Here is a 26,535-nt window from a genome sequence, read left to right on the forward strand (position 1 = left end):
CGCCGCCGCCGCGGCCAGGGTAGGACGGCCGCGGCGGCGCGCTCCCGCGGCGCGGGGCGATGGGGAGAGGTCCCCATCGGGTGAAGACGGGGGCAACCGTCCGGCTATCCTGGGCGGCGCTGCCCGCACGCCGTACGTGATCCCCGACCGACGACGATCCCGACCACACCACCGACGCACAGCACCCGAGAACGAGGAGACCCTGGCCCATGGGCTGGTCGACCACCCTGAAGGACAAGCGCCGCTTCGTGTCCTCGACGTCCGTGATCGCGGTCTCGGCGATCGTCGTCGCGGCGGCCCTCGTCTACGACGGCGAGGCGACGGCCGACCTCGAGCTCAACGACTCGGGCGTGTGGGTCACCAAGACGTCGACGGGCGAGCTCGGCCGGTTCAACTACGAGTCGCAGGCGCTCGACGGCACGCTCGTGGCGGGCAGCGCGTCGTTCGACGTCCAGCAGGACGGCCAGCGGGTGCTGCTCGACGACGACGGCGCGTCGTCGGCGGCCCCCGTGGACCCGGCGCACCTGGTGCTCGACGGGGCGCTGAAGGCGCCGCGAGGCGCCCAGGTGATCTCGGGCGGTCCGACGACGGCGGTCGTGGACGCGGCGGACGGGCGCCTGTGGGTGCTGCCGTTCGACGGCACGAGCTCGTTCGAGGAGGACCGCACCGAGCCGACCGCGGAGTTCAAGGGCGCGGCCACCGGCGCCGTGGGCCCGGACGGCACCGTCTACGTGGCGCTGCCGTCGCAGGGCGAGCTCCTCGAGGTGCCGACGACGGCGAACGGCGCCCCGCAGGACGAGGGCGAGCACGAGCGGCACGAGCTGCCCGTGGACAAGGGCGCCGACCTCGAGGTGACGGTCGTGGGCGACGACCCGGTGGTGCTCGACCGCACCGGCGGCCGGCTCGTCCTGCCCGGCGGGGACACGGTCGACCTCGAGGGCGCCGCCGAGTCGCGGCTGCAGCAGCCGTCGCCCGAGGCGGACGACGTGCTCGTCGCGACCCCGCAGGGCCTGTTCTCCCAGCCGGTCGGCGGCGGCACGGGTCAGCTGCGCCGCTCGACGGGCGGTACGCCGTCCGCGCCCGTGCAGGTGGCGGGCTGCGCCTACGCGGCGTGGGTCGCCTCCGGGCAGGGCGCGGTGCTGCGCGACTGCGAGGGCACGGACCGCGACCTGGACACGACGCTCGACGGGATCGGCTCCGACACGGCCCTCGAGTACCGCGTGAACCGCCAGTTCGTCGTCCTCAACGACCTCGCCGCCGGCACGCTCTGGATGGCGGCGGACGACTTCGAGAAGGTCGACGACTGGGATGAGCCGACCCCGGCCGACCAGAAGGGCGACGACGGCGAGTCGGAGGACTCCACGCTGGAGCAGGTGGACCAGGTCGTCGTCGACCGCGACAAGCCGAACAACCCGCCGACGGTCAAGGACGAGACGCTGGGCCTGCGGCCCGGCCGCACCACCGTGCTCCCGGTGCTGTCCAACGACTTCGACCGGGACGGCGACACGATCACGGCGTCCGTCGTGGACCCGCCGGAGGCCGAGGGCTTCGAGGTCCAGCGCATCATGGGCGGCGCCGCGCTCCAGGTCGTGGCCGCCGCCGACGTGAGCGGGACGACGACCTTCACCTACGAGGTGTCGGACGGGCGCCCGAACGGCACGGCGCAGGCCACCACCACCCTGAAGGTCTCGCCGGAGGGCGAGAACGAGGCCCCCGAGCAGCCCGGCGAGCCCGTGCTCAAGGTGGAGAGCGGCGGCACCGCGACGATCGACGTGCTGCCCTACTTCCAGGACCCCGACGGCGACGACCTCGTGCTGTCCAGCGCGGGCTCGCAGGCCCGGGGCGACGACGTGACGTTCGAGCCCGACGGCACGGTCGAGCTGACGGACGCCGGCGGGTCGACGGGGCGCAAGATCATCGACCTCACCGTCTCGGACGGCCTCGGCGCCACGGGCGAGGGCAAGCTGCTCGTGGACGTCGTCTCCGGCCAGCAGCCGCCCATCCCGGTGAACGACCACGTCGAGGTGCTCGCCGGCGAGGCCGTGACCGTCTCCCCGCTCGACAACGACGCGGACCCCAACGGCGACGACCTGCAGCTGACGGACGTCGCGGAGGTGTCGGGCGCGGACATCGCGACCAGCCCCGAGTCCGACCGGTTCACGTTCACCTCCTCCACGCCCGGCAGCTACGACGTCACGTACCAGGTGAGCGACGGCCCGTCGGCGTCGACCGGCCTCGTGCGGGTGGACGTGATCGCGCCGGACGACGCCCAGGGCGCGCCCGTCGTCGTCGCCGACCGGGCGCTGCTGCCCGCGGGCGGCTCCACGCTGGTCGACGTGCTCGCGAACGACACGGACCCCGCGGGCGGGGTGCTGGTGGTGCAGTCCGTCGAGGCGCCCGAGGAGTCGGGGGTGGGCGTCGCGGTGCTGGCCCACCACGTGCTGCGCGTGACCGAGACCCGCCGGCTCGAGGAACCGGTGACGGTCCGGTACACGGTGTCGAACGGGACGCAGACCGCCGACGGCGAGGTCCGGGTGGTGCCCGTCCCCGCGGCCACGAAGCTGCAGCCGCCGGAGGCCGAGGCCGACGAGGTCACCGTGCACACGGGCGACGTCGTGACGGTTCCGGTGCTGGAGAACGACACCCACCCCGACGGCCTCGAGCTCACGCTGCGCGACGAGCTCGTCGAGGCGCCCGAGGGCGGCGTCGGCGAGGCGTTCGTCTCGGGGGAGACCGTGCGGTTCAAGGCCGGCTCGACGGCCGGCACCACGCACGCCGTGTACGAGGTGACGGACCCCAACGGGCAGAAGGACGCCGCGCAGCTGACGATCCGCGTGCGCGACGGGGCGGAGAACGCGGCCCCGCAGCCGCCGGAGGTCGAGGCGCGCGTGCTGTCCGGCAGCGCCGTGCGCGTCGAGGTCGACCTGGACGGGATCGACCTGGACGGCGACTCCGTGACACTCACCGGGGTCTCGTCGGCGCCCGCCAAGGGCACCGCCGAGGTCAAGGACGGCTCGCTCGTCTACACGGCGGGGGAGACGTCGTCCGGCACGGACACGTTCCGCTACGCGGTGCAGGACGCGCGGGGCGCGACGGCGACGGGCACGGCCCGGGTGGGCATCGCCCTGACCGACGACGGCAACCAGCCGCCCGCGCCCACCGACGACGAGGTGACCGTGCGCCCCGAGCGCACCGTCGCCGTCCCGGTCCTGTCCAACGACTCCGACCCGGACGGCGACCAGATCTCGCTGGTCGACGACGGGCTCGAGGCGGCGAAGGAGTACGAGGGCCGGATCAAGGACGACCAGGTGGTCGTGCAGAGCCCCGCCGAGGAGGGCACCGGGTCCTTCTACTACACCGTCCAGGACCCGCTGGGCGCCAGCGCGGGAGCCGCGGTCACGGTCAAGACGCGCGCGGACGCCCCGCTGCTGCGGCCGGTGGCCGAGGACGACGTCGTCAGCGACGAGCAGGCGTACGCCGCGAAGGGGTCGGTCGCGGTGGACGTCCGCGCCAACGACGCGGACCCCGACGGCACGGCGGACGCGCTCGAGGTCTCGGTCGACGAGGCCACGGCCGCGGCCGGCGTCCGGGTCACCGACGACGGCACGCTGGCGGTCCCGGTGACGGCCGAGCGGCAGGTCGTCACGTACACCGTGACCGACATGGACGGGCTGGAGGCCAAGGCCTTCGTGCACGTGCCCGGCGTCCGCACCGAGGACCAGCGCCCGCTGCCGAGGCTGCGCCAGGCCGCGCCGATCGAGGTGGTCGCGGGCGAGCCGTACACGCTCGACCTGTCGAAGCTCGTCGAGGTCGCGCCCGGGCGCGAGCCGCGGCTCACGGAGGAGGACGAGGTCTCCGGCCTCGAGGGTGCCACCGAGGTGACCGGCCCGACCGGGATCGTCTACACCCCGGCCGAGGACTACTCCGGCCCGGCATCGGTGACGTTCGAGGTGACGGACGGGTCCGGACCGGACGACCCGGACGGCCTGACGGCGCTGCTGACGCAGCCGTTCGTCGTCGTGCCGCCCGAGAACCTGCCGCCGGAGGTCGCGCGCGGCGAGCTCGACGTGGCCGCCGGCGAGACCGGCACGCTGAACCTGGCACGCCTCGCGGAGGACCCCGACGGCGACAGCCTGACGTTCACCGCCGAGGCCGCCCAGCAGGGCCTGACGGTCACGGTGGCGGGCACCCAGCTCGAGGTCCAGGCCGGCCCGGACGTGCCGAAGGGCACCGTCGTGCCGATCGGCATCACCGCGAACGACGGCACCAACGCGCCCGTCTCCGGGCAGGTGGACGCGCGCGTCGTGGCCTCGACCCGCGAGCTCGCGCGCGCCAACGACGACCGGGTCGCCGACGCGCACCAGGGGCAGGCGACCACGGTGCGGGTGCTCGACAACGACACGAACCCGTTCCCCGGCGAGCCGCTGCACCTCGTGAGCGGCGTGACGGAGACTGGGGTGGGCGACGTCGTCGTGAAGGGTGACGAGCTGGTCGTCACGCCCGGCGACAGCTTCGTGGGCGTCATGGTGGTGCGCTACCGCATCCAGGACGCCACCGAGGACCCGGCACGCGAGGTCGAGGGGCGCGTGCACGTCACCGTGCTCGGCAAGCCCGAGACCCCCCGCGCGCCGCGCGTCGAGGAGGTCCGCTCCGAGACCGTGGTGCTGAGCTGGGAGCCGCCGAACGACAACGGCTCGCCGATCACCGGCTACACGGTGCGCAGCAGCCGGGGCGACGAGCAGCAGTGCGCCAGCACCACGTGCACCATCACGGGGCTGACCAACGACCAGGAGTACACGTTCACGGTCGTCGCGACCAACGACGTCGGCCCGTCGTCGCCGTCGCCGGCCTCCGCGCCGGCGACCCCCGACGAGCGCCCGGACCCGCCCGCGGCGCCGCGGCTGAAGTTCGGCGACAAGCAGCTCACCGTGAGCTGGACCAACCGGTTGTACACCGACCGGTCGCAGATCGAGTGCGTCAACCTGGAGATCTCGCCGGCGCCCGCGTCGGGGGCGATCCGCAAGGAGTGCGTGAGCGGCACGTCCGCGACCTGGGACGGCCTCACCAACGGCACCGCCTACCGCGTGCGGGTCCAGGCCGAGAACGGGGCGCCCGAGCCGTCCGACTGGGGCGCGTACTCGGCCGAGGAGATCCCGGCGGGCAAGCCCGGCGCGCCGGCGGCGCCCACCGCGACCCGCGTGAACACCGCGCTCGGCGGCCAGGTGAAGGTGACGTGGAAGGCGGCCCCCGCGAACGGCGACACCCCGTCGACGTACTGGCTCGACGTGCTCCGCGGCGGCTCGGTGGACCGGACCATCAAGGTGGGCGGCGGCGGGCTCTCGCAGACCGTGGAGGGCCTGAGCACCCAGGCGAATTACACCTTCCGCGTCACGGCGCAGAACAAGGCGGGCAAGGGCACGGCCTCGGCCGCGTCCAAGGCGGTCGTGCCCTACGGGACGCCCGCCACGCCGAGCGGCGTCAAGGCGTCGCTGTACGACGCGACCAACACCAGCCGCCGCGCCCAGGTGGCCTGGACCGACATCGCGTCGGGCGCCTTCCGCGGGCCCGGCGGCTACTACCAGGTGCGGGCCAACGGCTCCGGCGCCCGGAACGCGGGCTCGAACCCGTTCGAGTACACGGGACTGACCAACGGGACGAGTTACTCGTTCCAGGTGCGCGCGTGCAACGAGTACACCTGCTCCGCCTGGTCCGGGAAATCGGGCTCGGTCACGCCGTTCACGACGCCCGGCACCCCGGGGATCTCGTGGGCGAGGAGCGGCACGAAGGACGGTTCGTTCACCGTCAAGGCGCCCGCCAGCAACGGCGGCAACGCCCTCAAGAGGATCGAGTACCGGAAGTCCGGTGACTGGTCGGGCAGCGGCTCCTGGACGAGCTGGCCCAAGACCGCCGGCGTCACGGCGGCCTACTCGAAGAGCTACACGCTCAAGGCGCGCGCGTGCAACGCCGCCGGGTGCGGCTCGTGGGCGACGAAGACGGGGACGACGGCGGACGAGCCGAAGCCCACGCTCACCGTCGGGCGCACCGGCAGCTACGACGGGAAGTACGGCCCGTGCTCCGGTACGTCGTGCAGCTACCTGTCGCTGACGATCCGCAACGCCCCAGCGGAGAAGAACTTCACCTACCAGTGCTACGGCTCCGGGGGCGACAGCCTGAACTCCGGCCCGATCGGGGCGAGCACCAACAGCAACGGCAACTACGGGGAGGCCAAGGTCGAGTGCTTCTACGGCAAGCCGGGCAACAAGGTCTGGATCGAGACCAGCCTCGGCACCACGAACAAGATGACGTGGTAGCACCCCCTTCCCCCTGCACCCACCGCAGCACCGACCGCCCGACGGTCCTGATCACGGACGAGGAAGACACCCCATGAGCACGATGACCACCGAGCAGGCCGCCTGGTTCGCCCAGACCTTCGACCGCCTGGTCGGCAACGTCGGCCAGGCCGTGCTGGGCAAGGCGCCGGTGGTGCGCCTCGCGCTCACGTGCATGCTGGCCGAGGGCCACCTGCTGCTGGAGGACGCGCCCGGCACGGGCAAGACGTCGCTGGCGCGCGCTCTGGCCGCGAGCGTGCAGGGCACCAGCAGCCGCATCCAGTTCACGCCGGACCTGCTGCCCTCGGACGTCACGGGCGTGACGATCTACGACCAGAAGACCGGCGAGTTCGACTTCCACCCCGGCCCGGTGTTCGCGTCGATCGTGCTCGCGGACGAGATCAACCGCGCCTCGCCGAAGACGCAGTCGGCGCTGCTGGAGGTCATGGAGGAGGCGCAGGTCACGGTCGACGGCGTGCCGCACTCGGCCGGGCGCCCGTTCATGGTGATCGCGACGCAGAACCCGATCGAGCAGGCCGGCACCTACCGGCTGCCCGAGGCGCAGCTCGACCGCTTCCTCATGAAGACGTCGGTCGGCTACCCGGACCACGCCTCCACGGTGCAGATCCTGGGCGGTGCCTCGGTGCGCGACCGCAGCGCCGCGCTGGCCCCGGTCGTCACCACCTCCGCCGTCGTCGAGATGGCTGAGCTGGCGGGCACCACGCACGTCGACCCGGCGGTGCTGGAGTACGTCTCCCGCCTGGCGGAGGAGACCCGCGCCGCCCTCGAGGTGCGCGTCGGCGTCTCCGTGCGCGGCGCCCTCGCGCTGGTGCGCTGCGCCAAGGTGTGGGCGGCCGCCCACGGGCGCAACTACGTGCTCCCGGACGACGTCAAGCAGCTCGTGCAGCCCGTGTGGGCGCACCGCCTCACCCTCGACCCGGAGGCGGAGTTCGCCGGCACGACCGCCGAGCAGGTGCTGGCCCGGATCCTCGCCGACGTCGCCGCACCGCAGGAGAAGGCCCGGGCATGACCTCGCGCACGTGGCGGCACGACGCCCGGCGCGCGCTGCGGCGCGCGCTCGGGCGCGTCGAGGGACCCTGGGGCCGGGTGCGCGAGCTCGCCTCCCCGGTGACCTCGTCCGTGAGCCCCTTCGGCTGGGCGGTGCTCGTGACCGCCGTCGCCGCGTGGGTGGCGGGGCTCGCGGGGTCGTGGCTCGAGGTGCTCGTCGTCGCCGTGCTGCTCACGGTGGTGCTGCTCGCGGCGCTCGCGTTCGTGCTGGGCCGCCTGCGCTACGCCGTCAACCTCGACCTGGCCCAGCGCCGCGTCACCGTGGGCGAGCGCGCCGTCGGCCGCCTCGACGTGCGCAACCCGACGCAGCGGCCGCTGCTGCCGTCGGTCATGGAGGTGCCGGTCGGGGCGGGCTCGGCGGCGTTCCCCGTGCCGCGGCTGCGCCCCGGCGGCACGCACGAGGAGATCTTCACCGTGCCGACGCGCCGCCGCTGCGTCATCCCGGTGGGCCCCGTGCGCTCGGTGCGGTCCGACCCCCTGGGGCTGCTGCGCCGCGAGGTGCAGCTCACGCAGGTGGAGGAGCTGTTCGTGCACCCGGTGACGAAGCCCCTCACCGGGTCGTCGACGGGCTTCCTCAAGGACCTCGAGGGCCGCGTCACCACGGACCTGTCCGACTCGGACGTGTCGTTCCACGCGCTGCGCGACTACGTGCCGGGCGACGACCTGCGGCACGTGCACTGGAAGACGACGGCCCGCACGGGGCAGCTCGTCGTGCGGCAGTTCGAGGAGACGCGCCGGTCGCACCTGGCGGTGCTGCTGTCCACGCGCCACGACGACTACGCGAGCGACGAGGAGTTCGAGCTCGCGGTCAGCGTGTGCGGCTCGCTCGGCCTGCAGGCCATCCGCGAGGACCGCGGCGTGACCGTCCTGGTGAACGACGGCCGGCTGCGCGGCGACGACCGCATGCGCCTGCTCGACGACCTCGCCCGGGTCGAGACGACGTCGGCGACGCGCACGCGCCTCGCCGACGTCGCGCGGCTGGCGGGGCAGACCATCACCGACGCGTCCGTGGTGGCGTTCGTCGTGGGCAGCGGGGTGCGCCCGGCCGAGCTGCGCGCCGCCTCGGCGCGGCTGCCGCAGAACGTGCAGGTCGTGGCGCTGCAGTGCGTCCCCGGGTCGTCGATGAGCCGGCACACGGTGGCCGAGCTGACGGTCCTGACCCTCGGCAGCCTCGGCGAGCTGCCGCTCGCGATGCGGAGGTTGAACGAGCGATGACCGAGGCGCACACCCAGGGCACCCAGAGCACACAGGGCACGACGCGCCGTCGTGGCCCCGCCCCGCGCGTCCTGACGCGGGCGGGCGCGGTCGACGGCGCCGTCCTGGTGCTCCTGCTCGCCGCGGTCGCCGTGGGCTTCGGGCCCGTGTGGGGGTCGGCGGCCTACGTGCCGCCCGCGGCCGGCGGCGCCGTCGTCGGCCTGCTGATCGCGTGGCTGGGCGCCTGGCGCCGCTGGCCCGTGGTGACGGTCGCGGCAGTCACGATCGCCGGCTACTTCGTGCTCGGCGGCGCGCTGGCGCTGCCGGGCACCACGCTCGGCGGGGTGCTGCCCACGCTCGCCACGGTGCGCGGCCTCGCGCTCGGCTCCGTCGAGGGCTGGAAGGAGTTCGTCACCTCCCCGCCGCCGATGCTGTCGTTCCCGGACCTGGCCGTGGTGCCGTACCTGCTGATGCTCGTCGTGGCGGTCGTCGCCGGGTCGATCGCGTGGCGGGCCCGGTTCGCCGCCTGGGCGATGCTGCCCGTCGCCGCCGGCCTCGTCGCCGTCATCCTGCTCGGGACGGTGGAGCCGGCGCTGCCGCTGGCGCAGGGCCTCGTGCTCGGCGCCGTCGGGCTGCTGTGGTCGGCGCTGCGCGTGGTCGAGGGGCGGCTGGGCCGCCACTCGGTCACCACGGAGGCCAGCACGGAGGCGACCCGTCGCCTGCGCTGGTACCGGTTCCGCACGGGCGCGATGGTGCTGGGCGTGGCGGCGGTGGTCGCGGCGGTCGCCGCCCCCGCCCTGCTGCCCGCGGACCCGCGCACCGTGCTGCGCGAGGAGATCACCCCGCCGCTCGACCTGCACCAGTACGTGACGCCGCTCGCGTCGTTCCGCGAGTACGCCAAGGACGAGCGGGAGACCGAGCTCTTCCGGGTCGAGGGGCTGCCCGAGGGAGCGCGGGTGCGGCTCGCGACCCTGGACTCGTACGACGGCGTCGTCTTCGCCGCGTCGAGCGACCTGCCCGGCTCGGGGATCTACGCGCGCGCGGGCGCCGAGATCGCGACGGCGGACGACGCCGCCCGGCTGCCGGTCACCGTGCAGGTGCTCGACTACGACGGGCCCTGGGTGCCCGACGTCGGCGCCGTCACCGGGATCACCTGGCGGGGCGACCGGGCCGCCGAGCACACCGCCGGCACCTACTACAACGGCACCACCGGGACGCTGCTGGCGACCGACGGCGTCGTCGCGGGCGACACGTACGAGCTGCAGGCGCAGGTGGCCCCGCAGCCGTCCGAGGAGGACCTGCGCGCCGGGGCGATCGACACGGACGTCGAGCTGCCGCCGCTGCCGAAGGAGGTCGTCCCGGCGTCCACGGGCGGCAAGGCGGGTCAGTTCATGGGCGACGCCACCGAACCGGTGGAGCGGCTGTTCGCGCTGCGCGACGGCCTGGTCGCGTCGGGCGTCTTCTCCAGCGGGCTCGAGGGCCAGACGTTCTCCCGGCCGGGGCACTTCGCCGCGCGCATCGACGAGCTCCTCGCCGACGAGAGGATGGTCGGCGACGACGAGCAGTTCGCCGTCGCGCTCGCCCTCATGGCGCGCGAGGCGGGCATCCCGGCCCGCGTGACGATGGGCTTCTACCCGGAGAAGGGCCGGCTCGAGCCGGGCGAGCCGTACACGGCCACCGGCCAGGACGTGCACGCCTGGGTCGAGGTGCCGTTCGAGGGGTACGGGTGGGCGGCGATCGACGCCGTGCCCGACGAGGACTCGAAGGTCCAGCCGCAGCCGCGCAGCAAGCAGGTGCCCAAGCCGCCCGTGCTCGACGAGCCGGAGCCGCCGGAGGAGCCGGCCGACGACATCCCGGGCGAGACCGAGGACACCGACGAGGACGACCAGGACGCCGACCGCTTCGACTGGGGCCTGGCCGCCCTGGTGGTCGCGGCCGTGGTGGTCCCGCTGGCGCTGCTGGCGTCGCCGTTCCTCGTGATCCTGGCCCTCAAGGCACGACGGCGCACCCGCCGGCGCACGACCGGGCGCCCGTCGGACCGGGTCAGCGGGGGCTGGCGCGAGGTCGTGGACGTCGCGACGGACCTCGGCACCGGGGTCCCGCCGGGCGCCACGCGCCGCGAGGGCGCGCAGGCGGTGGGCGAGCGGTTCGGCGACGCCGGGCACGTGGCGCTCGCGCACCGCGCGGACGCGAGCGTCTTCGGCGGGGCCGAACCGAGCCCGCAGGAGGTGGACGCCTACTGGGCCGACGTCGCCACGGTCGTGGGCGGCCTGCGGTCCGGGGTGCGGCGTCGCGACCGGTGGCGGGCCGCGGTCTCGCTACGCTCCCTGCGCGGGGGCGACGGACCGGGTCGGCGTGCGGGTCGCCTCACGTGGTGGCCGGCGCTGCGCGCACGGCTACCGTGGGGCCGGCCGACCGGAGGGGCACGGCCGCACGACGAGCGACAGCACGGGAACGAGAACGGGGACTCCCGATGACGGACATCACCTGCGCGGCCTGCGGCAGCGCCCAGCCCGCCGGCGCGGCGCTCTGCGCGCTGTGCGGGGCGGAGTTCCCGCGCACCGGGCAACCCGTGCCGCAGGACGCGCGGCGGCCCGCGGGCGGCATCTTCGCGCACGACGTACCCGAGGCGGGGCTGGGCCTGGCGGCCGGCGCGCCGGCGTCGCCCGACACGGTGGCGGCGGGCATCCCCGCGGCGCCGGCGGGCGGGGCGGGGCCGGACGGCGTGCCCGCGGGCGCGACGATCGCGGGCACGGGGCGCCGCTTCGCCGCCTGGCTGCTCGACGGCGTCGCGACGGGCGTGCTGCCGTTCCTCACGATCCTGGTCGGGCTGGGGATGTCGGGCGTGCCGCTGAACGGCGGCGTCGTGGAGGTCACGCAGGAGGAGGCCGCGGCGATCTTCGCCCGGGTCGTGGGGACGTACGTCGTCGCGGCGCTGGTGGCCCTGGCCTGCTGGGTGGCGCTGGTGATCGTCGAGGGCCGCACCGGGCGCACGGTCGGCGGGGCGCTGCTCGGGCTGCGCACCGTGGACGCCGGGTCGTACCGGCCCGTCGGGTTCTGGCGTGCCGCGCTGCGCTGGATCATCATCGGCGCCGGCACGATCGTGCTGGGGATCGGGCAGTTCGTCGTGCTGGCAAGCCCGTCGTTCGACGGGCCACGCCGCCAGGGCTGGCACGACAAGGCCGCCCGCACCGTGGTGCTGCACCGTGCCCGGGACGCCGGCCCCGAGCCCATCACGTCGCTCGCCGCGTTCACCGCACCGGCACCGACACCGGCAGCGGCGGCCGCCGCGCCGCAGGCACCGGTCGCCGCGCAGGCACCGGTCCCCGCGCAGGCCCCGGTCGCGGCCGCGGCCCCGGCGCCGCGGGAGCCCGTCGCCCCCGCCACCCCCGACCCGTGGGAGTTCCCGGCCTCGCAGGCCCCCGGCGAAGGGCTGATCACCCGCGTGCCCGGCGTCGTGAAGGGCGGCCCGACGGCGGAGCCCGCCGCGCCCGCGACGGCGCCCCCGGGCCCGGCCCTGGCGGCCGCCGCCCCTGCCGACCGGCCCGCGGCCGAACCTGCTGCTCACCCGGCAGGCGACCCGTCCGACGACGGGCCTGTCGACGGGCAGACGCGCATGGTGCCGGTCGCTCCCCGGCCGGCGGCGCTGGTGCTCGAGACGGGGGAGAGGGTCGCGGTGGTCACGACGCAGACGCTGGTCGGCCGCAACCCGCAGGCGCCGGCCGGCGAGACGTGGGCGACGGTCGTGGTGCCGGACGGCACGCGGTCGGTCTCCAAGACCCACGCCGAGCTGTACCCGGACCCGAGCGGTCTGTGGGTGGTGGACCGGGGCTCGACGAACGGCACCGTGGTGTCCGCCCCCGGGCAGCGCCCGCGGATCGTGGCGGCCGGCGCCCGCGTCCGCGTCCCGTTCGACGCGACGCTGCACCTCGGGGACTGCCCCGTGAAGGTCGTCCGGGGCGACGCATGAGCGCCGGCGACGGACAGCACCTCGAGCTCCCGCTCGAGGTGCGGTGGGGCGCCGCCACGCATCGCGGCGCCCGGCGGAGCCTGAACGAGGACAGCCATCTCGCGTCCGGGCGGGCGTTCGTCGTCGCGGACGGCATGGGCGGCCACGACGCCGGTGAGGTCGCGAGCCGGGTCGCCGTCGAGGCACTCGGACCGCTGTCCGCCGGCCTGCGCGAGGCCGCCGGGGAGAGCGCCGCGCGTGACGTCGAGGAGCGCCTCGCCGTGGCGCACGAGCGGCTCCAGGAGATCGGCACCGCGCCCGGCCGCGGGGCGGGGACGACGATCACCGGAGTGATCCTGGTGGAGCACGAGGGCGCGCCGTACTGGCTCGTCCTCAACCTGGGCGACTCGCGCACCTACCTCCTGGTCGACGGGCGCCTGGAGCAGGTGAGCGTGGACCACTCCGAGGTGCAGGAGCTCCTCGACGCCGGGGCGATCACCGCGGCGGAGGCGCGCACCCACCCGCGCCGGCACGTCGTGACGCGGGCCCTGGGCCCGGGCCCGCGCCCGGCCGCCGACTTCTGGTTCCTGCCGGTGGGCGCGCACGACCGGATGCTGGTCTGCTCGGACGGCCTGACGGTGGAGCTCGACGACGCCCGGATCGCCGAGATCCTGCTCGCCGACCCGGACCCTCAGGTGGCGGCGGACCGCCTCGTCGCGGAGGCTCTGCATGCCGGGGGGCGGGACAACATCACGGTGGTCGTGGTCGACGCGCGCTCCGCGGACGACGACCCGGGTGCCGAGCACACGGCCCCCCGGGCCGAGACCGAGACGGACGACGAGGACACGCTGCCCCGGGCGCACGGGCTCGTGATGGGAGGACCGCTGTGAGCGCGACCGCGCGATACACGCCGGGCGACGACGTCGCCGTCGTGCACGACCGGGCGTGGGCGCTGCTGCCGGCGTCGGCCGCCGCGACCGCCCTGCCGCTGTGGGAGGCGGGGGTGGCGGGGCCGGCCCGCGTCACGGCCGTGGTGGAGGTGCTGACGGCGCACCTCGGCCTCGACCTCGCGACGCTGCCCGGCTTCGCCGCGGTCACGGTCGACGCCGACCGCGAGGCGCACGTGCTCGTACGCGGCGGGTTCCGGGTGCGCTGCGAGACCGCGGACGGCCCGGTGGACGTCGAGGGCGCCGGGGTCTTCACCTGGCAGGAGCGGCGCGTCGCGGGCGTGACGGCCGTGCGGCTCGATCGCGCCGACGCGCCCGGCCGGGATGCCGAGCAGGACGGCGCCTCCGCCGCCTCCTGGCCGGTGCGGCAGGGCGTGGTCCGGGCGGCCACCGTGTCGGCCACTGTGTCGGCCACTGTGTCGGCGGGTGCGTCGGCGGGTGCGTCGGCGGGTGCGTCGGCAGGGGTGTCGGCCGGCGTGGGCGGCGACGTCCCGCCGGACCTCGTCCCGGCCGCGGACGTCCCCGCCGCCCGCCCGGTGCCGTCGACGGCGCCGCCGGCACCGCCCGCGCCGCCGGAGGACGGCCCCGCCTCGCCCGAGCGCCCGACGCTGGTCGGGCTCGCCGAGACGTTCGCGCCCCCCGTGGAGACGGTGCTCCCCCCGCCCGAGCCGGAGGACGGTCCTCGCACGGACGTCGGGCCGGCGCCCGCCGCGGGCGCGGGGGACGTCCCGCAGGTCGCCCCGTCGGCACCGGTCGCGCACGACCTGCCGGACGACGCGCCGGCCGAGGCCGCGGACGACGAGCCCGCGATCGCGGGCTACACGCACCTGTGGGGCGAGACCATCGCGCGCAGCGTGGAGGACGCGGCGGTGCGCCTGGCCGAGGAGGACGAGCACGATGCCCCGGACCCCGCCGCGGGCGGCAGCACGCCGGCCGGCCCCGACGCGGCGTCGGACGGCCCGGACGGCTCGGACGGCCCCGCCGACCCCGCCGCGACGGTCGCGCCCGACGTGGCGGACCTCGTCGTCGACCCCGCGCAGGCGCCCGCCGCCGACGGCCCGGGACTGATCTCGGGCGTCCCCCGCACCTGGGGCGCGGGGGCCTCCGGGACCTTCGGGTCACCGGCGCCCGCCCCGTCGGAGGGTGACGCCGGAGCCGGCACGCAGGCGGGGGACGACGTCGGCGACGACGACCACGACGGCCACACGGTGATGGGGTCGCAGATCGCGGCGCTGCGCGCGCAGGCCGTCGCGCAGCCCGGGCTCGCGGGCCCGGCGTCGAGCGGCGCGGCCGGCACCCCGTCGGCGCCCGGGCCGGCGCTCGGCAGCGGCCCGCAGGTCCTGGCGCGGGTGTGCCCGTCCGGCCACGCCAACCCGCCGTCCCGCGACGACTGCCGCGAGTGCGGAGCCGCCCTCGAGGGCGACGCCGCGCCCGCCCCGCGCCCGTCGCTGGGGCAGGTCCGGGTCTCCGACGGGAGCGCGCTGGAGCTGGACCGGCCGCTCGTCGTGGGCCGGCGTCCGCGCTCGCCGCGCGGTGCGGCGTCCGAGATGCCGCGCCTCGTGACGGTGCCGAGCCCGCAGAACGACGTCTCCCGCTCGCACGTGTCCGTGCAGCTCGAGGGGTGGCACGTGCTCGCCAGCGACCTGGCCACCACCAACGGCACCGTGCTGCTGCGCCCCGGTCAGGCCCCGCAGCGGCTGCACCCGAACGAGCCCACGCTGCTCGCGGACGGTGACGTCGTCGACCTCGGCGACGGCGTGACCCTGAGCTTCGAGGGGCTGTGGTGAGCAGGCGCGCCCCCGCACCCCCGCCGCGGATCGACGGGTTCGAGTACATCTCGCTGATCGGCTCCGGCGGGTTCGCCGACGTCTTTCTGTACCAGCAGCACCGCCCCCGACGGCGGGTCGCCGTGAAGGTGCTGCTCACCGAGCGGGACAGCGGTCGCCGGGCCGCGTTCGAGTCCGAGGCCGACCTCATGGCCTCGCTGTCGAGCCACCCGTCCATCGCCACCATCTACGAGGCGGACATCGCCCAGGACGGGCGACCGTACCTGGCGATGGAGTACTGCCCCCGCGCGAACCTCGGCCAGCGGTACCGCAAGGAGCGGTTCTCGGTGGCCGAGGCGCTGCGCACCACGATCCAGGTCGCCGGCGCCGTCGAGACGGCGCACCGGGCCGGCATCATCCACCGCGACATCAAGCCGGCCAACGTCCTCGTCACCGAGTACGGCCACCCGGCGCTGACGGACTTCGGCATCTCCGCCACGCTGGGCGACAGCGGCGAGGCCGAGGGCATGTCGATCCCGTGGTCGCCGCCCGAGGCGTTCTCCGACCCGCCGACCTCCGGCGTCGCGACCGACGTGTGGGCGCTCGCGGCCACGCTGTACACGCTGCTCGCCGGGCGCACGCCGTTCGAGGTGCCGGGCGGCGGCAACACGTCCGCGGATCTGGTCGCGCGGATCACGGGGGCGCCGCTGCCGCCGGTCGGGCGCACCGACCTGCCGCCGTCGCTCGAGGGCGTGCTGTCCACCGCGATGGCGAAGCGGCCCGAGGCCCGGTACCCGTCCGCGCTCGCGTTCGCCCGAGCCCTCCAGCGCGCGCAGGGCGAGCTCTCGCTGGCGCACACGCCCGTCGACGTCCTGGACGACTCCGGTCAGGTGCAGGCCGACGACGCCATCGACGACCTCGACGACGACGCCCCTGGGACGCGGCTGCGCGAGGTCGTCTCGGTCGACCCGTCGCCGGCTCCCGCGCAGCGTCGCCCGGCCGTGCCCGCGTCCCCGGCCGTCCCGGTCCGCGACCCGCGGGCCGTCGCTCCCGCGGTCCCTGACATCGCGCCCGACCGCCCGGTCCCGGCGAGCCCGTCGACGGGCGGCTACGTCCCGCTGCTGTCGGGCGGCGCCCCGGCCGCGGACACGGGCTGGACGACCGGGCCGGGCGCCGGGCTGCCGGGCGTGCCCGACGAGGCGACGGTCTACCGGTCCGCGGCGCCGGCGAGCACCCCGGCCCCCGGTGCCGCCGAGGCGCCTGCGGACGCCGCACCCGCGCGCCGCCGCGTCGTGGGCGTGGTCGTGGGCGGGGTGGTGCTCGCCGTGGTCGCGGTCGGCGTGCTCGTCGGGCTGCTCAACGGGCTCGGCGAGGCGGACGACCCGTCGGCCTCCGCGACGGCCGGGTCGGCGACCGACGCGCCCGTGGAGGCGGAGGACAACCTCGGCGACCTCGTGCCGCCGGTGCAGGGCCTGGCCGGCACCGCGAAGGGCGGCGAGGCCGTCTTCACCTGGAAGCCGCCGAAGGGCGCCCAGGACGGCGACACCTACGCCTGGGCGAAGCTCAGCCTGACCGGGGACGCGCGGTACGAGCCCACCGAGGACACGCAGGTCTCCGTGCCGCTCGACTCCGGCGAGACCTGCGTCTCGGTGGTCGTGGTGCGGCACGGGAAGCCGTCGGCGCAGCCGCAGGACGCGTGCGTGACGGCGCCATGACCCGCTCGACGACACGCTCGACGACACGCTCGACGACCCAGGAGGCACGATGACGGGCACCGGGACCGGCGACGACGCCGGGGCGCAGGCCGCCGCGGGGGTGGCGCCGCTCGCCGTGGAGTTCTGCGGCGAGTGGTTCTACCCCGACCCCGAGGGACCGGGGTTCGACGTGGGCCGCGACGCCGACCTGGAGGTCGACGACAACCCGTACCTGCACCGGCGCTTCCTGCGTTTCGTGCACGAGGGCGGCATGTGGTGGCTCGTGAACCTGGGGTCGCGGTTGTCGGCGACGGTGAGCCAGGCCGGGGGCGGGGTGCAGTCCTGGCTGTCGCCGGGCAGCCGGCTCCCCGTCGTCTTCCCCGCCACGACGGTGGTGTTCACGGCCGGCCCGACGACGTACGAGCTGGCCGTGCACCTGGACGACGCCCCGTACGCCGCGGTGGGCGGCGACCCGCAGGACGAGGTGGGCGCCACCACCATCGGCATGCCGTCGTTCACGCTCTCCCAGCGGCAGCTCGTGCTCGCGCTCGCGGAGCCGATGCTGCGCCGTGAGGGCACGTCGCTCGTGGAGATCCCGTCGTCGCAGGCCGCCGCGGACCGCCTCGGCTGGGCGACGACGCGCTTCAACCGCAAGCTCGACAACGTCTGCGACAAGCTGGACCGCATGGGGGTCAAGGGCCTGCGCGGCGGCCCGGGCGCCCTGGCGACGAACCGCCGCGCCCGGCTCGTCGAGTACGCCGTCGCCTCCCGGCTCGTGACGTCGGAGGACCTGCCGCTGCTCGACCTGCCCGACGACGGCTGACCGCCCGGCAGGCCGACGACGACACCCCTGAACCCCCGGACCACCTGACCCCCTGAACGGAACGACGAGGACCACGTGCGCATCAAGCTCGCCCTGCACCGCCCCGACCACAGCGTCGCGAACGTCGCCGTCACCGCCGACGCGACGGCCACGGTCCAGGACGTCGCCGAGGCCCTGTTCGGCGGCGACCCGCAGCGCTCGGGCGCCGCCGTGCCCGACCGGCTGACCCTGCAGGTGCGGCCCACGGGGGACGCCGGGCAGCCGCGGCTGCTGCTCCCCGCGGACGACGTCGTCACGGCGGGCCTGCGGTCGGGCTCGTCGGTCGAGATCGTGCGGATGTCCGAGCAGTTCGACCAGCCGGGGCAGGCGCGCGGCCCGGCCGTCGCCGTCCTGCGCGTGCTCGACGGGCCGGACGCGGGCGCGGAGTTCCCGCTGCCGGCCGGCACGAGCTACCTGGGCCGGGAGCGCGGGATGGACATCCGGCTGTCGGACTCGCTGGTGTCGAAGCGGCACGCGCGCATCTCCGTGGGCGAGACGATCGAGGTCGCGGACCTGAGCTCCGCCAACGGGCTCGTCATGGGCGGCGAGCGCATGACGCGGGCGTACCTCACGTCGTCGGACACCGTGGTGGCGGGGGACACCACGTTCTCCGTGGTGCCGCTGCACCGCAGCGCGAGCATCGCGCCCACCAGCCCGGTGGTCGAGTTCAACCGGTCCCCGCGCGTCGTGGCGCGCTACCCGCGCAAGACGCTGGTGGCGCCGAAGCCGCCGGCGCCGCTGCAGCCGTTCCACCTGCCGTGGCTGGCGATGGTCGCCCCGCTGATCCTCGGCGGGATCATGTTCCTCGTCACCAAGAACATCTTCTCGGTGATCTTCATCGCGCTGAGCCCGCTGCTCATGCTGGCGATGTACCTCGACAACCTCATCACGGAGAGGCGCCGCTTCAAGCGGGAGAGCGCGGCCTTCCACGCCTCGGCGGACGCGCTGTCGCAGACCATCGTCACGTCGCACACCCTGGAGCGGGCGGTCCGGCTGTCGGAGACCCCTGCCGTGGGCGACTCGCTCGACGCCGTCCGCCGGCTGAGCGGCCTGATGTGGACGCACCGCCCTGAGCACCCCGCGTTCCTCACGCTGCGGATCGGCCTCGGGGCCGCGCCGTCGCGCACGACGGTCGACGGTCCGAGCGAGAACGACACGCTGCCCGAGTTCTGGGACCGGATCAGCGAGCTGCAGGACCAGTGCCACACCATCGCGGACGTGCCGATCGCCGCCCGGCTGCGCACGGCGGGCGGGTTCGGCATCGCGGGGCCCGACGCCGTCGCGGACGCCGTCGGCCGGTCGGCGCTGCTGCAGCTCGTGACGCTGCACTCGCCGGCGGACCTCGTCGTCGCGGCCATCACGTCGCAGCGCTCGCGCGAGAACTGGGAGTGGCTCGAGTGGGTGCCGCACACCGGCTCCCCGCACAGCCCGCTGGGCGCGTCGGACCACCTCGCGGACAACCCGGGGACGGCCGCCGGGCTCCTCACGCGGCTCGAGGGCCTCATCGAGGCGCGCGGGGCGTCGCTGGAGCGGCGCGCGGAGCTGCGCGGGCCGATCGACGAGGAGAAGGAGAACGACGAGGTCCCGGACCCGGTCCTGCCGAGCGTCGTCGTGCTGGTGGAGGACGACGCGCCCGTGGACCGGTCGCGCCTGACCCGGCTGGCCGAGCGCGGCGCCGACGCGGGCGTGCACGTGCTGTGGGTGGCGCCCACGGTGGAGCAGCTGCCCGGCTGCTGCCGCACCTTCGTGCGCGTCGCCGACCCGGCGGCGGGCACCACGGGCGAGGTGCGCGAGGGTCGCCTCAGCTACCCCGTGGTCTGCGAGACGGTCGAGCTGGGCGTGGCGCACGAGATCGCCCGCTCCATGGCGCCCGTGATCGACGTCGGCGCCCCCGTGGAGGACGACTCCGACCTGCCGCGCACCGTGTCCTACCTCGCGCTGGCAGGCATGGGCCTGCGGGACGAGGCGGCCTCGGTCGTCGAGCGCTGGAAGGAGAACGGCTCCCTCACCCCGCGCGACGGCACGCCGCCCGTGCGGCGCAAGAAGCCCACCGACCTGCGCGCCCTGGTGGGCCACAACGGGGCCGAGGCCATGCACCTGGACCTGCGCACCCAGGGGCCGCACGCCCTCGTGGGCGGCACCACGGGCGCCGGCAAGTCCGAGTTCCTGCAGTCGTGGGTGCTCGGCATGGCGGCGGCCCACAGCCCGGACCGCGTGACGTTCCTGTTCGTGGACTACAAGGGCGGCGCGGCGTTCGCGGACTGCGTCCACCTGCCGCACACCGTCGGCCTCGTGACCGACCTGTCCCCGCACCTGGTGCGGCGGGCGCTGACGTCGCTGCGCGCCGAGCTGCGCTACCGGGAGCACCTGCTCAACCGGAAGAAGGCGAAGGACCTCGCCTCGCTCGAGCGCACGGGCGACCCCGACGCCCCGCCGAGCCTGATCATCGTGGTCGACGAGTTCGCGGCCCTCGTCGGCGAGGTGCCCGAGTTCGTGGACGGCGTCGTCGACGTCGCCCAGCGCGGCCGCTCGCTCGGCCTGCACCTCATCCTGGCCACGCAGCGCCCGGCCGGCGTCATCAAGGACAACCTGCGCGCCAACACCAACCTGCGCGTGGCGCTGCGCATGGCCGACGAGGCGGACTCGTCCGACGTGCTCGGCCTGCCCATGGCGGCGCACTTCGACCCGTCGATCCCGGGGCGCGGCGCCGCCAAGACCGGGCCGGGCCGCATCATGCAGTTCCAGGCCGGGTACGCGGGCGGGTGGACGTCGGACCGCCCGGAGCGCGCGGAGATCGACGTGGAGGAGCTCGCCTTCGGGTCGTCCGTGCGCTGGGAGCCCCCGGCGCAGGAGGTCGAGGACGTCACCGACCCGGGCCCCAACGACATCGCCCGCGTGGTGGGCAACATCTCCGACGCCGCCCGGTCCGCGGGCGTGCCGGTGCCGCGCAAGCCGTGGCTGCCGGAGATGGCGACGACCTACGACCTGGCCCTGCTGCCCAACCCGCGCACCGACGCGCAGCTGCTGCTGGGCGTCAAGGACGACCCGGCCGCGCAGGCGCAGCCCACGTTCTTCTACGAGCCCGACCGGGACGGCAACCTGGCGGTGTTCGGCACGGGCGGCTCGGGCAAGTCGACCACGCTGCGCACCGTCGCGATCTCGGCGGCCATCACCGCCCGCGGCGGCCCCGTGCACGTGTACGCGCTGGACTTCGGCGCGAGCGGCCTGCGGATGCTGGAGGAGATGCCGCACGTGGGTGCCGTCGTGTCCGGCGACGACGAGGAGATGGTGGGCCGCGTGCTGCGGATGCTCTCCGACCTGGTGGACGAGCGTTCGGGCCGGTACGCCGCGGTGCGCGCGGACGGCATCGACGAGTACCGGCGGCTGGCCGACCGCCCCGACGAGGCCCGCGTCATCCTCCTGGTGGACGGCGTCGGGCCGTTCCGCGAGGCGTTCGAGTGGGGGCCGGCGTGGGCGCAGTTCACGCAGGTCGCGACCGACGGCCGGCAGGTCGGCGTGCACGTCGTGGTGGCGGGGGACCGGGCGAACGCCGTGCCCGCGTCCCTCGGGTCCACGATCCAGAAGACGGTCGTGCACCGGCTCGCGTCGGAGGACGAGTACCAGGCCCTCGGGGAGCCGCGCGACGTGCTGGACGTGACGTCGCCGCCCGGGCGTGCCGTCGTCGACGGCGACGAGCTCCAGGTCGCCGTGCTGGGCGGCGACCCGAACGTGGCGCTCCAGTCGCGGGCCGTGTCGAGCCTCTCGGCGTCGATGGTGCGCATGGGCGTCCGCCCGGCGCCCGGGCTGCGCCGGCTGCCGGACAGCTTCCCGCTGGACGACCTGCCGGCGACCGTCGACGGGCTGGCCGCGATCGGCCTGGACGACCTCGACGTCGCCCCGGTGGGGCTGCCCGAGCGCGGCGCCTTCATGGTGGCCGGACCACCGGCCGCGGGCCGCACGACGGCGCTGGTCACCATGGCCCGCGCGCTGCGGCGGGCGGGCAAGGGGCGGCTGGTGCACGTCGCGATGCGGCGCACCGCCATCGCGGCCCTCGACGTCTGGGACCAGGCCGCCTACGGCGAGGAGGACGTCGCCGACCTGATGCGCGACCTGCGCCGGGAGGTGGAGTCCGGGGAGCACGAGCCCGGCAGGCTCACCCTGTTCGTCGAGGCGCTCGCCGACTTCACGGACTCCGACGCGGAGGCGACGCTCGACCGGTTCGTGCGGTCGGCGGTGCGCGCGGACCAGCTCGTGGTCGGCGAGTCGGAGACGTCCACCTGGGGGCAGGCGTGGACGCTCGCGCAGCCGTTCAAGGCGGGCCGTGCGGGCCTCCTGCTCACGCCGGGCGACCTGGACGGGGACTCGCTGCTCAACACGAGCCTGGGCCGGATCCGGCGCAACGACTTCCCGCCGGGGCGAGGCTTCCTCGTCGTCGGCGGGCGACCGCGCAAGCTGCACGTGGCGCTACCCGAGTAGGGTCGCGGCGGCTCGTCGCGGGGATGGGGAGCGGTCCCCATCGACCGACGCAACCGGGTCTGGTTGCATGAGCGTCATCAACACCAGGAGGCACCCGGCAGGGGGCCCTAGCGGAAGGAAAGCGACATGGCCGGATACCTCGGGCTCAACCCGGAGGAGATGCAGCAGCTCGTCCAGGTGCTCCGCAAGAAGGCTGACAAGATCGAGGAGCTGGTGGGCAAGCTCAACCAGCAGGTCAAGGCGACCACCTGGGACGGCCCGGACGCCGAGCGCTTCAAGAGCGAGTGGGAGGGCAAGCACCAGACCGCGCTGAAGCAGGTCGCGCAGGCCCTCGAGCAGATCTCGCAGGCGGCGAAGAAGGAGCTCGAGCAGCAGAAGGCCACCTCGCACTGAGCCTCCGCGCACCGAGCATTCTTGCACCGGGCCTCCGCTCGGTGCTCCTGACCCACAGAACCTCTTGACCGCCCGGGGGCGGTCGCCAGACGAAGGAGAGAAACATGGCCGGCAACAAGCTCGGTATGGAGATCGCCGAGGTCCGGAAGCTCGGCAAGAGCCTCCAGTCCGACTCGGACGTCCTGACGCAGGCGGCGCAGCAGATCACCAGCACGCTCAACGGCACGTTCTGGAAGGGCGCCGACGCGGAGCGCTTCAAGAACGAGTGGAACAGCCAGTTCCAGCCCAAGCTGAAGCAGGTCGCGACGGCGCTGGACGAGTTCGGCCAGCTGGCCGGCAAGCAGGCCGACGAGCAGGAGAAGGCGTCGAACTGACGTCATCGACCCGGGCAGCGGCCCGGGTGCGGCCGAGAGGGCGCGGGGCGAGGTCGCCCCGCGCCCCTCTGGCGTCCGGCGAGAGGGCGTCGCCGGGATCGGCGGTCCGGACGGGGAGGCGAGGATGGGTGTGGGGCGTGCAGGTGCGGCTCGGGTGACCGGCGCATGAGCGGGCGGCTGGGTGCGGATCCGGAGGATCTGCGGCGGTTGGCGTCGGCGTTCGAGCGGGCCGGTGAGGGCCTGGAGGACGACGCGCGTCAGATCGGCACGAAGATCCGCGCGTCGGGCTGGGACGGCCCGGACGCGCGGCGCTACCTGAGCGCGTGGGACTCGCAGCACAAGCCGGTGCTGCTGAGCGTGGGCCGCGAGCTGGCGTCGTCGGCGACGACGCTGCGGCGTGAGGCGAAGGCGCAGGAGAAGGCCAGCGGCGAGGAGGGCTCCGGAGCAGGCCCCGGGAGCGGGCCCGGCCTCGGGCCGCGACCCGGCGGCGACACCGACTTCTTCGACGTGGCCGAGCCCGCCGTCGGTCTGGCCGAGTTCGGCGGGGCGGCGTGGAAGGCCTTCACGTACGGCAGGAACCTGCTCAACTACACGCGCGCCCTCGACGGTGTGGGCGACGCCGCGGCCAGCGCGTCGGTGTTCACGCGGCAGTTCATGCTCGAGGACGGGCTCGGGATCGTCGGGCGGCTCGGCACGTTCGGCAAGTTCGCCGGGGTGGCGGGTGGTGCGTTCAGCGTCATCGGCGGTATCGACCAGATGATCAACCCCCGGTACGACGGGTGGCGTGGTGGCCTCGACCGGGTCATGGGCGGAGTGGCGGTCGGCGGCGGCGTGGCGACGATCGGGATGTTCCTGGGTGCGGCGGCGTTCACCGGGCCGGTCGGGATCGGCATCGCGGTGGGCGCCGGGCTGGTGGTGGGCGCGTACGAGCTCACCAACCTCGTCGTGGACAACTGGGACGCGATCACCGGCTTCGTGTCCGACCCGCTGCCGTATCTCGCCGACGGGTTGGACCAGGTCAAGGACTTCGCCGGGGACGCCGCCGACAAGGTCGGTGAGGTGGCGAGCGACGTGGGCGGTGCCCTCAAGGACGGTGCCGGGGCCGTCGGCGACTTCGTGGGAGGGTTGTTCTCGTGACGGAACCGAAGGTGATGCGCTTCTCCGAGGAGGATCGTGCCGCCGCGCGCACGACGCTGGAGCAGGCGCGGGCGGGCGAGGTGGTGCCGATCGTGATCCTCACGGACGAGGAGGTGACGATCCTCGACGGCCTCGAGCACGAGCAGCTCGTCCCCACCCCGTGGCTGGACGCCCAGACAGGTGCCGACCGCTCCCTGGTGGGACGGGTGGCGCTGCGCTCGCTCCTCGCGCGCGAGCTCGTGGTCGAGGCAGGCGCGCCGTCGGGCGGGACGGTGGCGATCACGGCCCACCCCGGTATCACGGGGCCGCTGGTGCTGCGACGCAGCGCGCGCGAGATCGTGTCGGTCGAGCGGACCTCGTCGAGCGGCAAGCACTGGGTGTTCGCGTACGTCCATCACGAGGGCGGCGGGGCGGTCGTGCTCGAGGAGGAGATCGTGGCCGCGGGTCAGCACGCGTTCTCGGTGTACCCGCTCGAGGTGCTGGGCGAGCGGCTCGAGAAGTTCCTCGACCCGACAGGCGCGGCAGGGTCCGGAGGCGAGGCGCGGACGTACGACGCGCCGTCCCTCGAACGACAGGCCGCCGGCCTGCCCGCGCTCTCGGAGGCGGTCGCGGTCAGCATCGTGTCCGGCGTGCGCCGGGGCCGCGACGAGCTGCTCTCGGCGTCCGTGTACTCCGGCCCGCGCGGGGTGCACGTGCTCCGGGGGTCGAGGCACGGGCAGGACGGCGAGCCGGTGGAGTACTCCCTGCAGGAAGTGGATTCCCGAGCGTTGCGGGCCCTGCCCGCGGAGATGGTGGCGTGATGAGTGCTCTCGGTCGATGGTCGCTGGGGATCGGGATCGTCCTGGTCGTCGTCGCGGTCGTGCTGGCCGCCGTGTTCAACCTCTTCGGGGGTGCGGCGCTCGTCGGCATCGTCGGGCTCGTCGGGGTGGTGATGGGTCTCTACGACGCCGCCTACCAGGCGCTCGCCCGCCGGGACCTCCGCCGTCGGGGAGAGCGCGCGCAGCAGCGCCGCGACAGTCGCTGACAAGCACACACCGTGGGGCGGGGACTTGTCCCCATGGGCAACCCTCGCGGGCCTGCGTAGGGTCGCGCCCGTAGTCGACGACCCGAGGACGGAGACGATCATGGGCGTGGTGCGTGCTGGTGGCGGGCGGGGGGCCGTCGCGTGAGCGGGCGGCTGGGTGCGGATCCGGAGGATCTGCGGCGGCTGGCGTCGGCGTTCGAGCATGCCGGCGAGGGCCTGGAGGACGACGCGCGCCAGATAGGAACGAAGATCCGTGCGTCGGGCTGGGACGGCCCGGACGCGCGGCGGTACCTGCGCGCGTGGGACGCGGAGCACCAGCCCGTGCTGCTGAGCGTGGGCCGCGAGCTGGCGTCGACGGCGACGACGCTGCGCAGCGAGGCGAAGGCGCAGGAGAGGTCGTCCGAGGGGGGTGCGGGCGCGTTCGCGGGGGTCCGGGTCTCGGGGGACGGGTCGGTCGGCGACGGCTCCGAGCTGGCGGAGAAGTACGAGGACTTCGACGACGAGTCCGAGTGGGAGCCCCTGCCGTCCGACCCCGACGACACGCTGTCCGACGAGGCGCTCCGCTGGGAGGACACGCAGCAGGGCGGGCTGGGGGACTGCTGGATGCTCGCGGCCCTCATCTCGGTCGTGGAGGACGACCCGGACTTCGCGCGCGAGCACATGACGGCGAACCCGAACGGCACGTGGACGGTCACGCTGTACGACGACGGCGAGCCCGTGGAGGTCACGGTCGGGCCGCTGGGCCCCGACGGCGGGGCGACGGACGCGAACGGGCAGCCGAACTACGCGACCATCTACGAGGCCGCGTTCGTGCAGTTCCTCGAGGACCACCCGGACGCCACCCGGTCGGGAGACGACGGCACGGGGAGCTACGCGGACATCGGCGAGGGCGGGTTCTCGGACGAGTCGCTGGCGATCATCACGGGCCAGGAGACGCAGACCCACGAGCTGCAGAGCGACGGCTTCCTCGGCATCGGCGGCGACGAGGCCGGCTACGACGAGCTGTCCCGGATGGTCGACGAGGGGTACGTGGTCCTGTCGACCAAGGGCGACGACTCCGACGGGCCGCTGTGGACCGAGAACCCGACGATCCAGGACTCGGACGTCGTGCCGAACCACGCCTACGTGCTGGAGAGCATCACCGAGACGGAGGACGGCGACTTCGAGGTGGTGCTCCGCAACCCGTGGGGGCCGTCGGGCGGCTCCCTCACGGACGACAAGTTCGGGCAGGCGGAGCGCTCCGGCACGCTGCGGCTGACCAGGGACGAGCTGTACGCGAACTTCGACACGGCGTACACGGCGCCGCGAGCCTGAGGAGCCGA

Annotated in this window: 16 protein-coding genes; all 16 read left to right on the plus strand. The window is 74.9% G+C overall.

The genetic code is table 11. From position 1 onward, the window contains the following. The first annotated feature begins 209 nt into the window (after positions 1-209). The 16 genes from ABZ493_RS06715 (at position 210) to ABZ493_RS06790 (ending at position 26,527) form a co-directional block, all read left to right on the plus strand. The gene (locus ABZ493_RS06715) at positions 210-6,311 is read left to right on the plus strand and encodes an Ig-like domain-containing protein (RefSeq protein WP_430581399.1); all 6,102 of its coding nucleotides are present in this window, start codon (positions 210-212) and stop codon (positions 6,309-6,311) included. A gap of 73 nt (positions 6,312-6,384) precedes the next feature. Further along, positions 6,385-7,359 (plus strand): MoxR family ATPase, encoded by a 975-nt coding sequence (locus tag ABZ493_RS06720; RefSeq protein WP_430581400.1) that lies wholly within the window; start codon positions 6,385-6,387, stop codon positions 7,357-7,359. Then, the gene (locus tag ABZ493_RS06725; RefSeq protein ID WP_430581401.1) at positions 7,356-8,612 is read left to right on the plus strand and encodes a DUF58 domain-containing protein; all 1,257 of its coding nucleotides are present in this window, start codon (positions 7,356-7,358) and stop codon (positions 8,610-8,612) included. The genes ABZ493_RS06720 and ABZ493_RS06725 overlap by 4 nt, the downstream gene beginning before the upstream one ends. Further along, positions 8,609-11,068, plus strand: coding sequence for a transglutaminaseTgpA domain-containing protein (locus ABZ493_RS06730; protein WP_430581402.1), 2,460 nt, complete (start codon positions 8,609-8,611; stop codon positions 11,066-11,068). Before ABZ493_RS06725 ends, ABZ493_RS06730 begins: the two co-directional genes overlap by 4 nt. Then, entirely contained in the window at positions 11,065-12,561 is a 1,497-nt protein-coding gene (locus ABZ493_RS06735; RefSeq protein WP_430581403.1) for an RDD family protein, read from the plus strand. Before ABZ493_RS06730 ends, ABZ493_RS06735 begins: the two co-directional genes overlap by 4 nt. Then, positions 12,558-13,430 (plus strand): protein phosphatase 2C domain-containing protein, encoded by an 873-nt coding sequence (locus tag ABZ493_RS06740; RefSeq protein ID WP_430581404.1) that lies wholly within the window; start codon positions 12,558-12,560, stop codon positions 13,428-13,430. Before ABZ493_RS06735 ends, ABZ493_RS06740 begins: the two co-directional genes overlap by 4 nt. Further along, the gene (locus ABZ493_RS06745) at positions 13,427-15,274 is read left to right on the plus strand and encodes an FHA domain-containing protein (protein WP_430581405.1); all 1,848 of its coding nucleotides are present in this window, start codon (positions 13,427-13,429) and stop codon (positions 15,272-15,274) included. Before ABZ493_RS06740 ends, ABZ493_RS06745 begins: the two co-directional genes overlap by 4 nt. Continuing rightward, complete coding sequence (locus tag ABZ493_RS06750; RefSeq protein WP_430581406.1) at positions 15,271-16,968, plus strand: protein kinase; 1,698 nt, start codon at positions 15,271-15,273, stop codon at positions 16,966-16,968. The genes ABZ493_RS06745 and ABZ493_RS06750 overlap by 4 nt, the downstream gene beginning before the upstream one ends. Positions 16,969-17,017: 49 nt before the next feature. Then, on the plus strand, positions 17,018-17,770 hold the full coding sequence (locus ABZ493_RS06755; RefSeq protein ID WP_430581407.1) for a hypothetical protein: 753 nt from the start codon (positions 17,018-17,020) through the stop codon (positions 17,768-17,770). Between the two features lie 75 nt (positions 17,771-17,845). Continuing rightward, entirely contained in the window at positions 17,846-22,285 is a 4,440-nt protein-coding gene (locus ABZ493_RS06760) for an FtsK/SpoIIIE domain-containing protein (RefSeq protein WP_430581408.1), read from the plus strand. A gap of 126 nt (positions 22,286-22,411) precedes the next feature. After that, positions 22,412-22,678 carry a WXG100 family type VII secretion target gene (locus tag ABZ493_RS06765; protein WP_430581409.1) on the plus strand — a complete coding sequence of 89 codons (267 nt, stop codon included), beginning with the start codon at positions 22,412-22,414 and terminating at the stop codon, positions 22,676-22,678. A gap of 104 nt (positions 22,679-22,782) precedes the next feature. Next, positions 22,783-23,052 (plus strand): WXG100 family type VII secretion target, encoded by a 270-nt coding sequence (locus ABZ493_RS06770; RefSeq protein WP_430581410.1) that lies wholly within the window; start codon positions 22,783-22,785, stop codon positions 23,050-23,052. Positions 23,053-23,217: 165 nt separating this feature from the next. Continuing rightward, positions 23,218-24,189, plus strand: coding sequence for a hypothetical protein (locus ABZ493_RS06775; protein WP_430581411.1), 972 nt, complete (start codon positions 23,218-23,220; stop codon positions 24,187-24,189). Beyond that, positions 24,186-24,989, plus strand: a complete 804-nt coding sequence (locus ABZ493_RS06780; protein WP_430581412.1) for a hypothetical protein — start codon at positions 24,186-24,188, stop codon at positions 24,987-24,989. The genes ABZ493_RS06775 and ABZ493_RS06780 overlap by 4 nt, the downstream gene beginning before the upstream one ends. Then, the gene (locus ABZ493_RS06785; RefSeq protein WP_430581413.1) at positions 24,989-25,213 is read left to right on the plus strand and encodes a hypothetical protein; all 225 of its coding nucleotides are present in this window, start codon (positions 24,989-24,991) and stop codon (positions 25,211-25,213) included. The genes ABZ493_RS06780 and ABZ493_RS06785 overlap by 1 nt, the downstream gene beginning before the upstream one ends. Before the next feature lie 141 nt (positions 25,214-25,354). After that, complete coding sequence (locus tag ABZ493_RS06790; protein ID WP_430581414.1) at positions 25,355-26,527, plus strand: C2 family cysteine protease; 1,173 nt, start codon at positions 25,355-25,357, stop codon at positions 26,525-26,527. The last annotated feature ends 8 nt before the right edge of the window (positions 26,528-26,535 follow it).

Source organism: Isoptericola sp. NPDC019482, from assembly GCF_040632295.1.
In the GTDB taxonomy this organism is placed as follows: Bacteria; Actinomycetota; Actinomycetes; order Actinomycetales; family Cellulomonadaceae; genus Isoptericola.

What these genes read in the sequence shown, in the direction of transcription:
- ABZ493_RS06765 (WP_430581409.1), top strand. Translation starts at nt 22,412, where the DNA reads ATGGCCGGATACCTCGGGCTCAACCCGGAGGAGATGCAGCAGCTCGTC.
- ABZ493_RS06775 (WP_430581411.1), top strand. Translation starts at nt 23,218, where the DNA reads ATGAGCGGGCGGCTGGGTGCGGATCCGGAGGATCTGCGGCGGTTGGCG.
- ABZ493_RS06730 (WP_430581402.1), top strand. Translation starts at nt 8,609, where the DNA reads ATGACCGAGGCGCACACCCAGGGCACCCAGAGCACACAGGGCACGACG.
- ABZ493_RS06770 (WP_430581410.1), top strand. Translation starts at nt 22,783, where the DNA reads ATGGCCGGCAACAAGCTCGGTATGGAGATCGCCGAGGTCCGGAAGCTC.
- ABZ493_RS06740 (WP_430581404.1), top strand. Translation starts at nt 12,558, where the DNA reads ATGAGCGCCGGCGACGGACAGCACCTCGAGCTCCCGCTCGAGGTGCGG.
- ABZ493_RS06755 (WP_430581407.1), top strand. Translation starts at nt 17,018, where the DNA reads ATGACGGGCACCGGGACCGGCGACGACGCCGGGGCGCAGGCCGCCGCG.
- ABZ493_RS06785 (WP_430581413.1), top strand. Translation starts at nt 24,989, where the DNA reads ATGAGTGCTCTCGGTCGATGGTCGCTGGGGATCGGGATCGTCCTGGTC.
- ABZ493_RS06735 (WP_430581403.1), top strand. Translation starts at nt 11,065, where the DNA reads ATGACGGACATCACCTGCGCGGCCTGCGGCAGCGCCCAGCCCGCCGGC.
- ABZ493_RS06715 (WP_430581399.1), top strand. Translation starts at nt 210, where the DNA reads ATGGGCTGGTCGACCACCCTGAAGGACAAGCGCCGCTTCGTGTCCTCG.
- ABZ493_RS06725 (WP_430581401.1), top strand. Translation starts at nt 7,356, where the DNA reads ATGACCTCGCGCACGTGGCGGCACGACGCCCGGCGCGCGCTGCGGCGC.
- ABZ493_RS06720 (WP_430581400.1), top strand. Translation starts at nt 6,385, where the DNA reads ATGAGCACGATGACCACCGAGCAGGCCGCCTGGTTCGCCCAGACCTTC.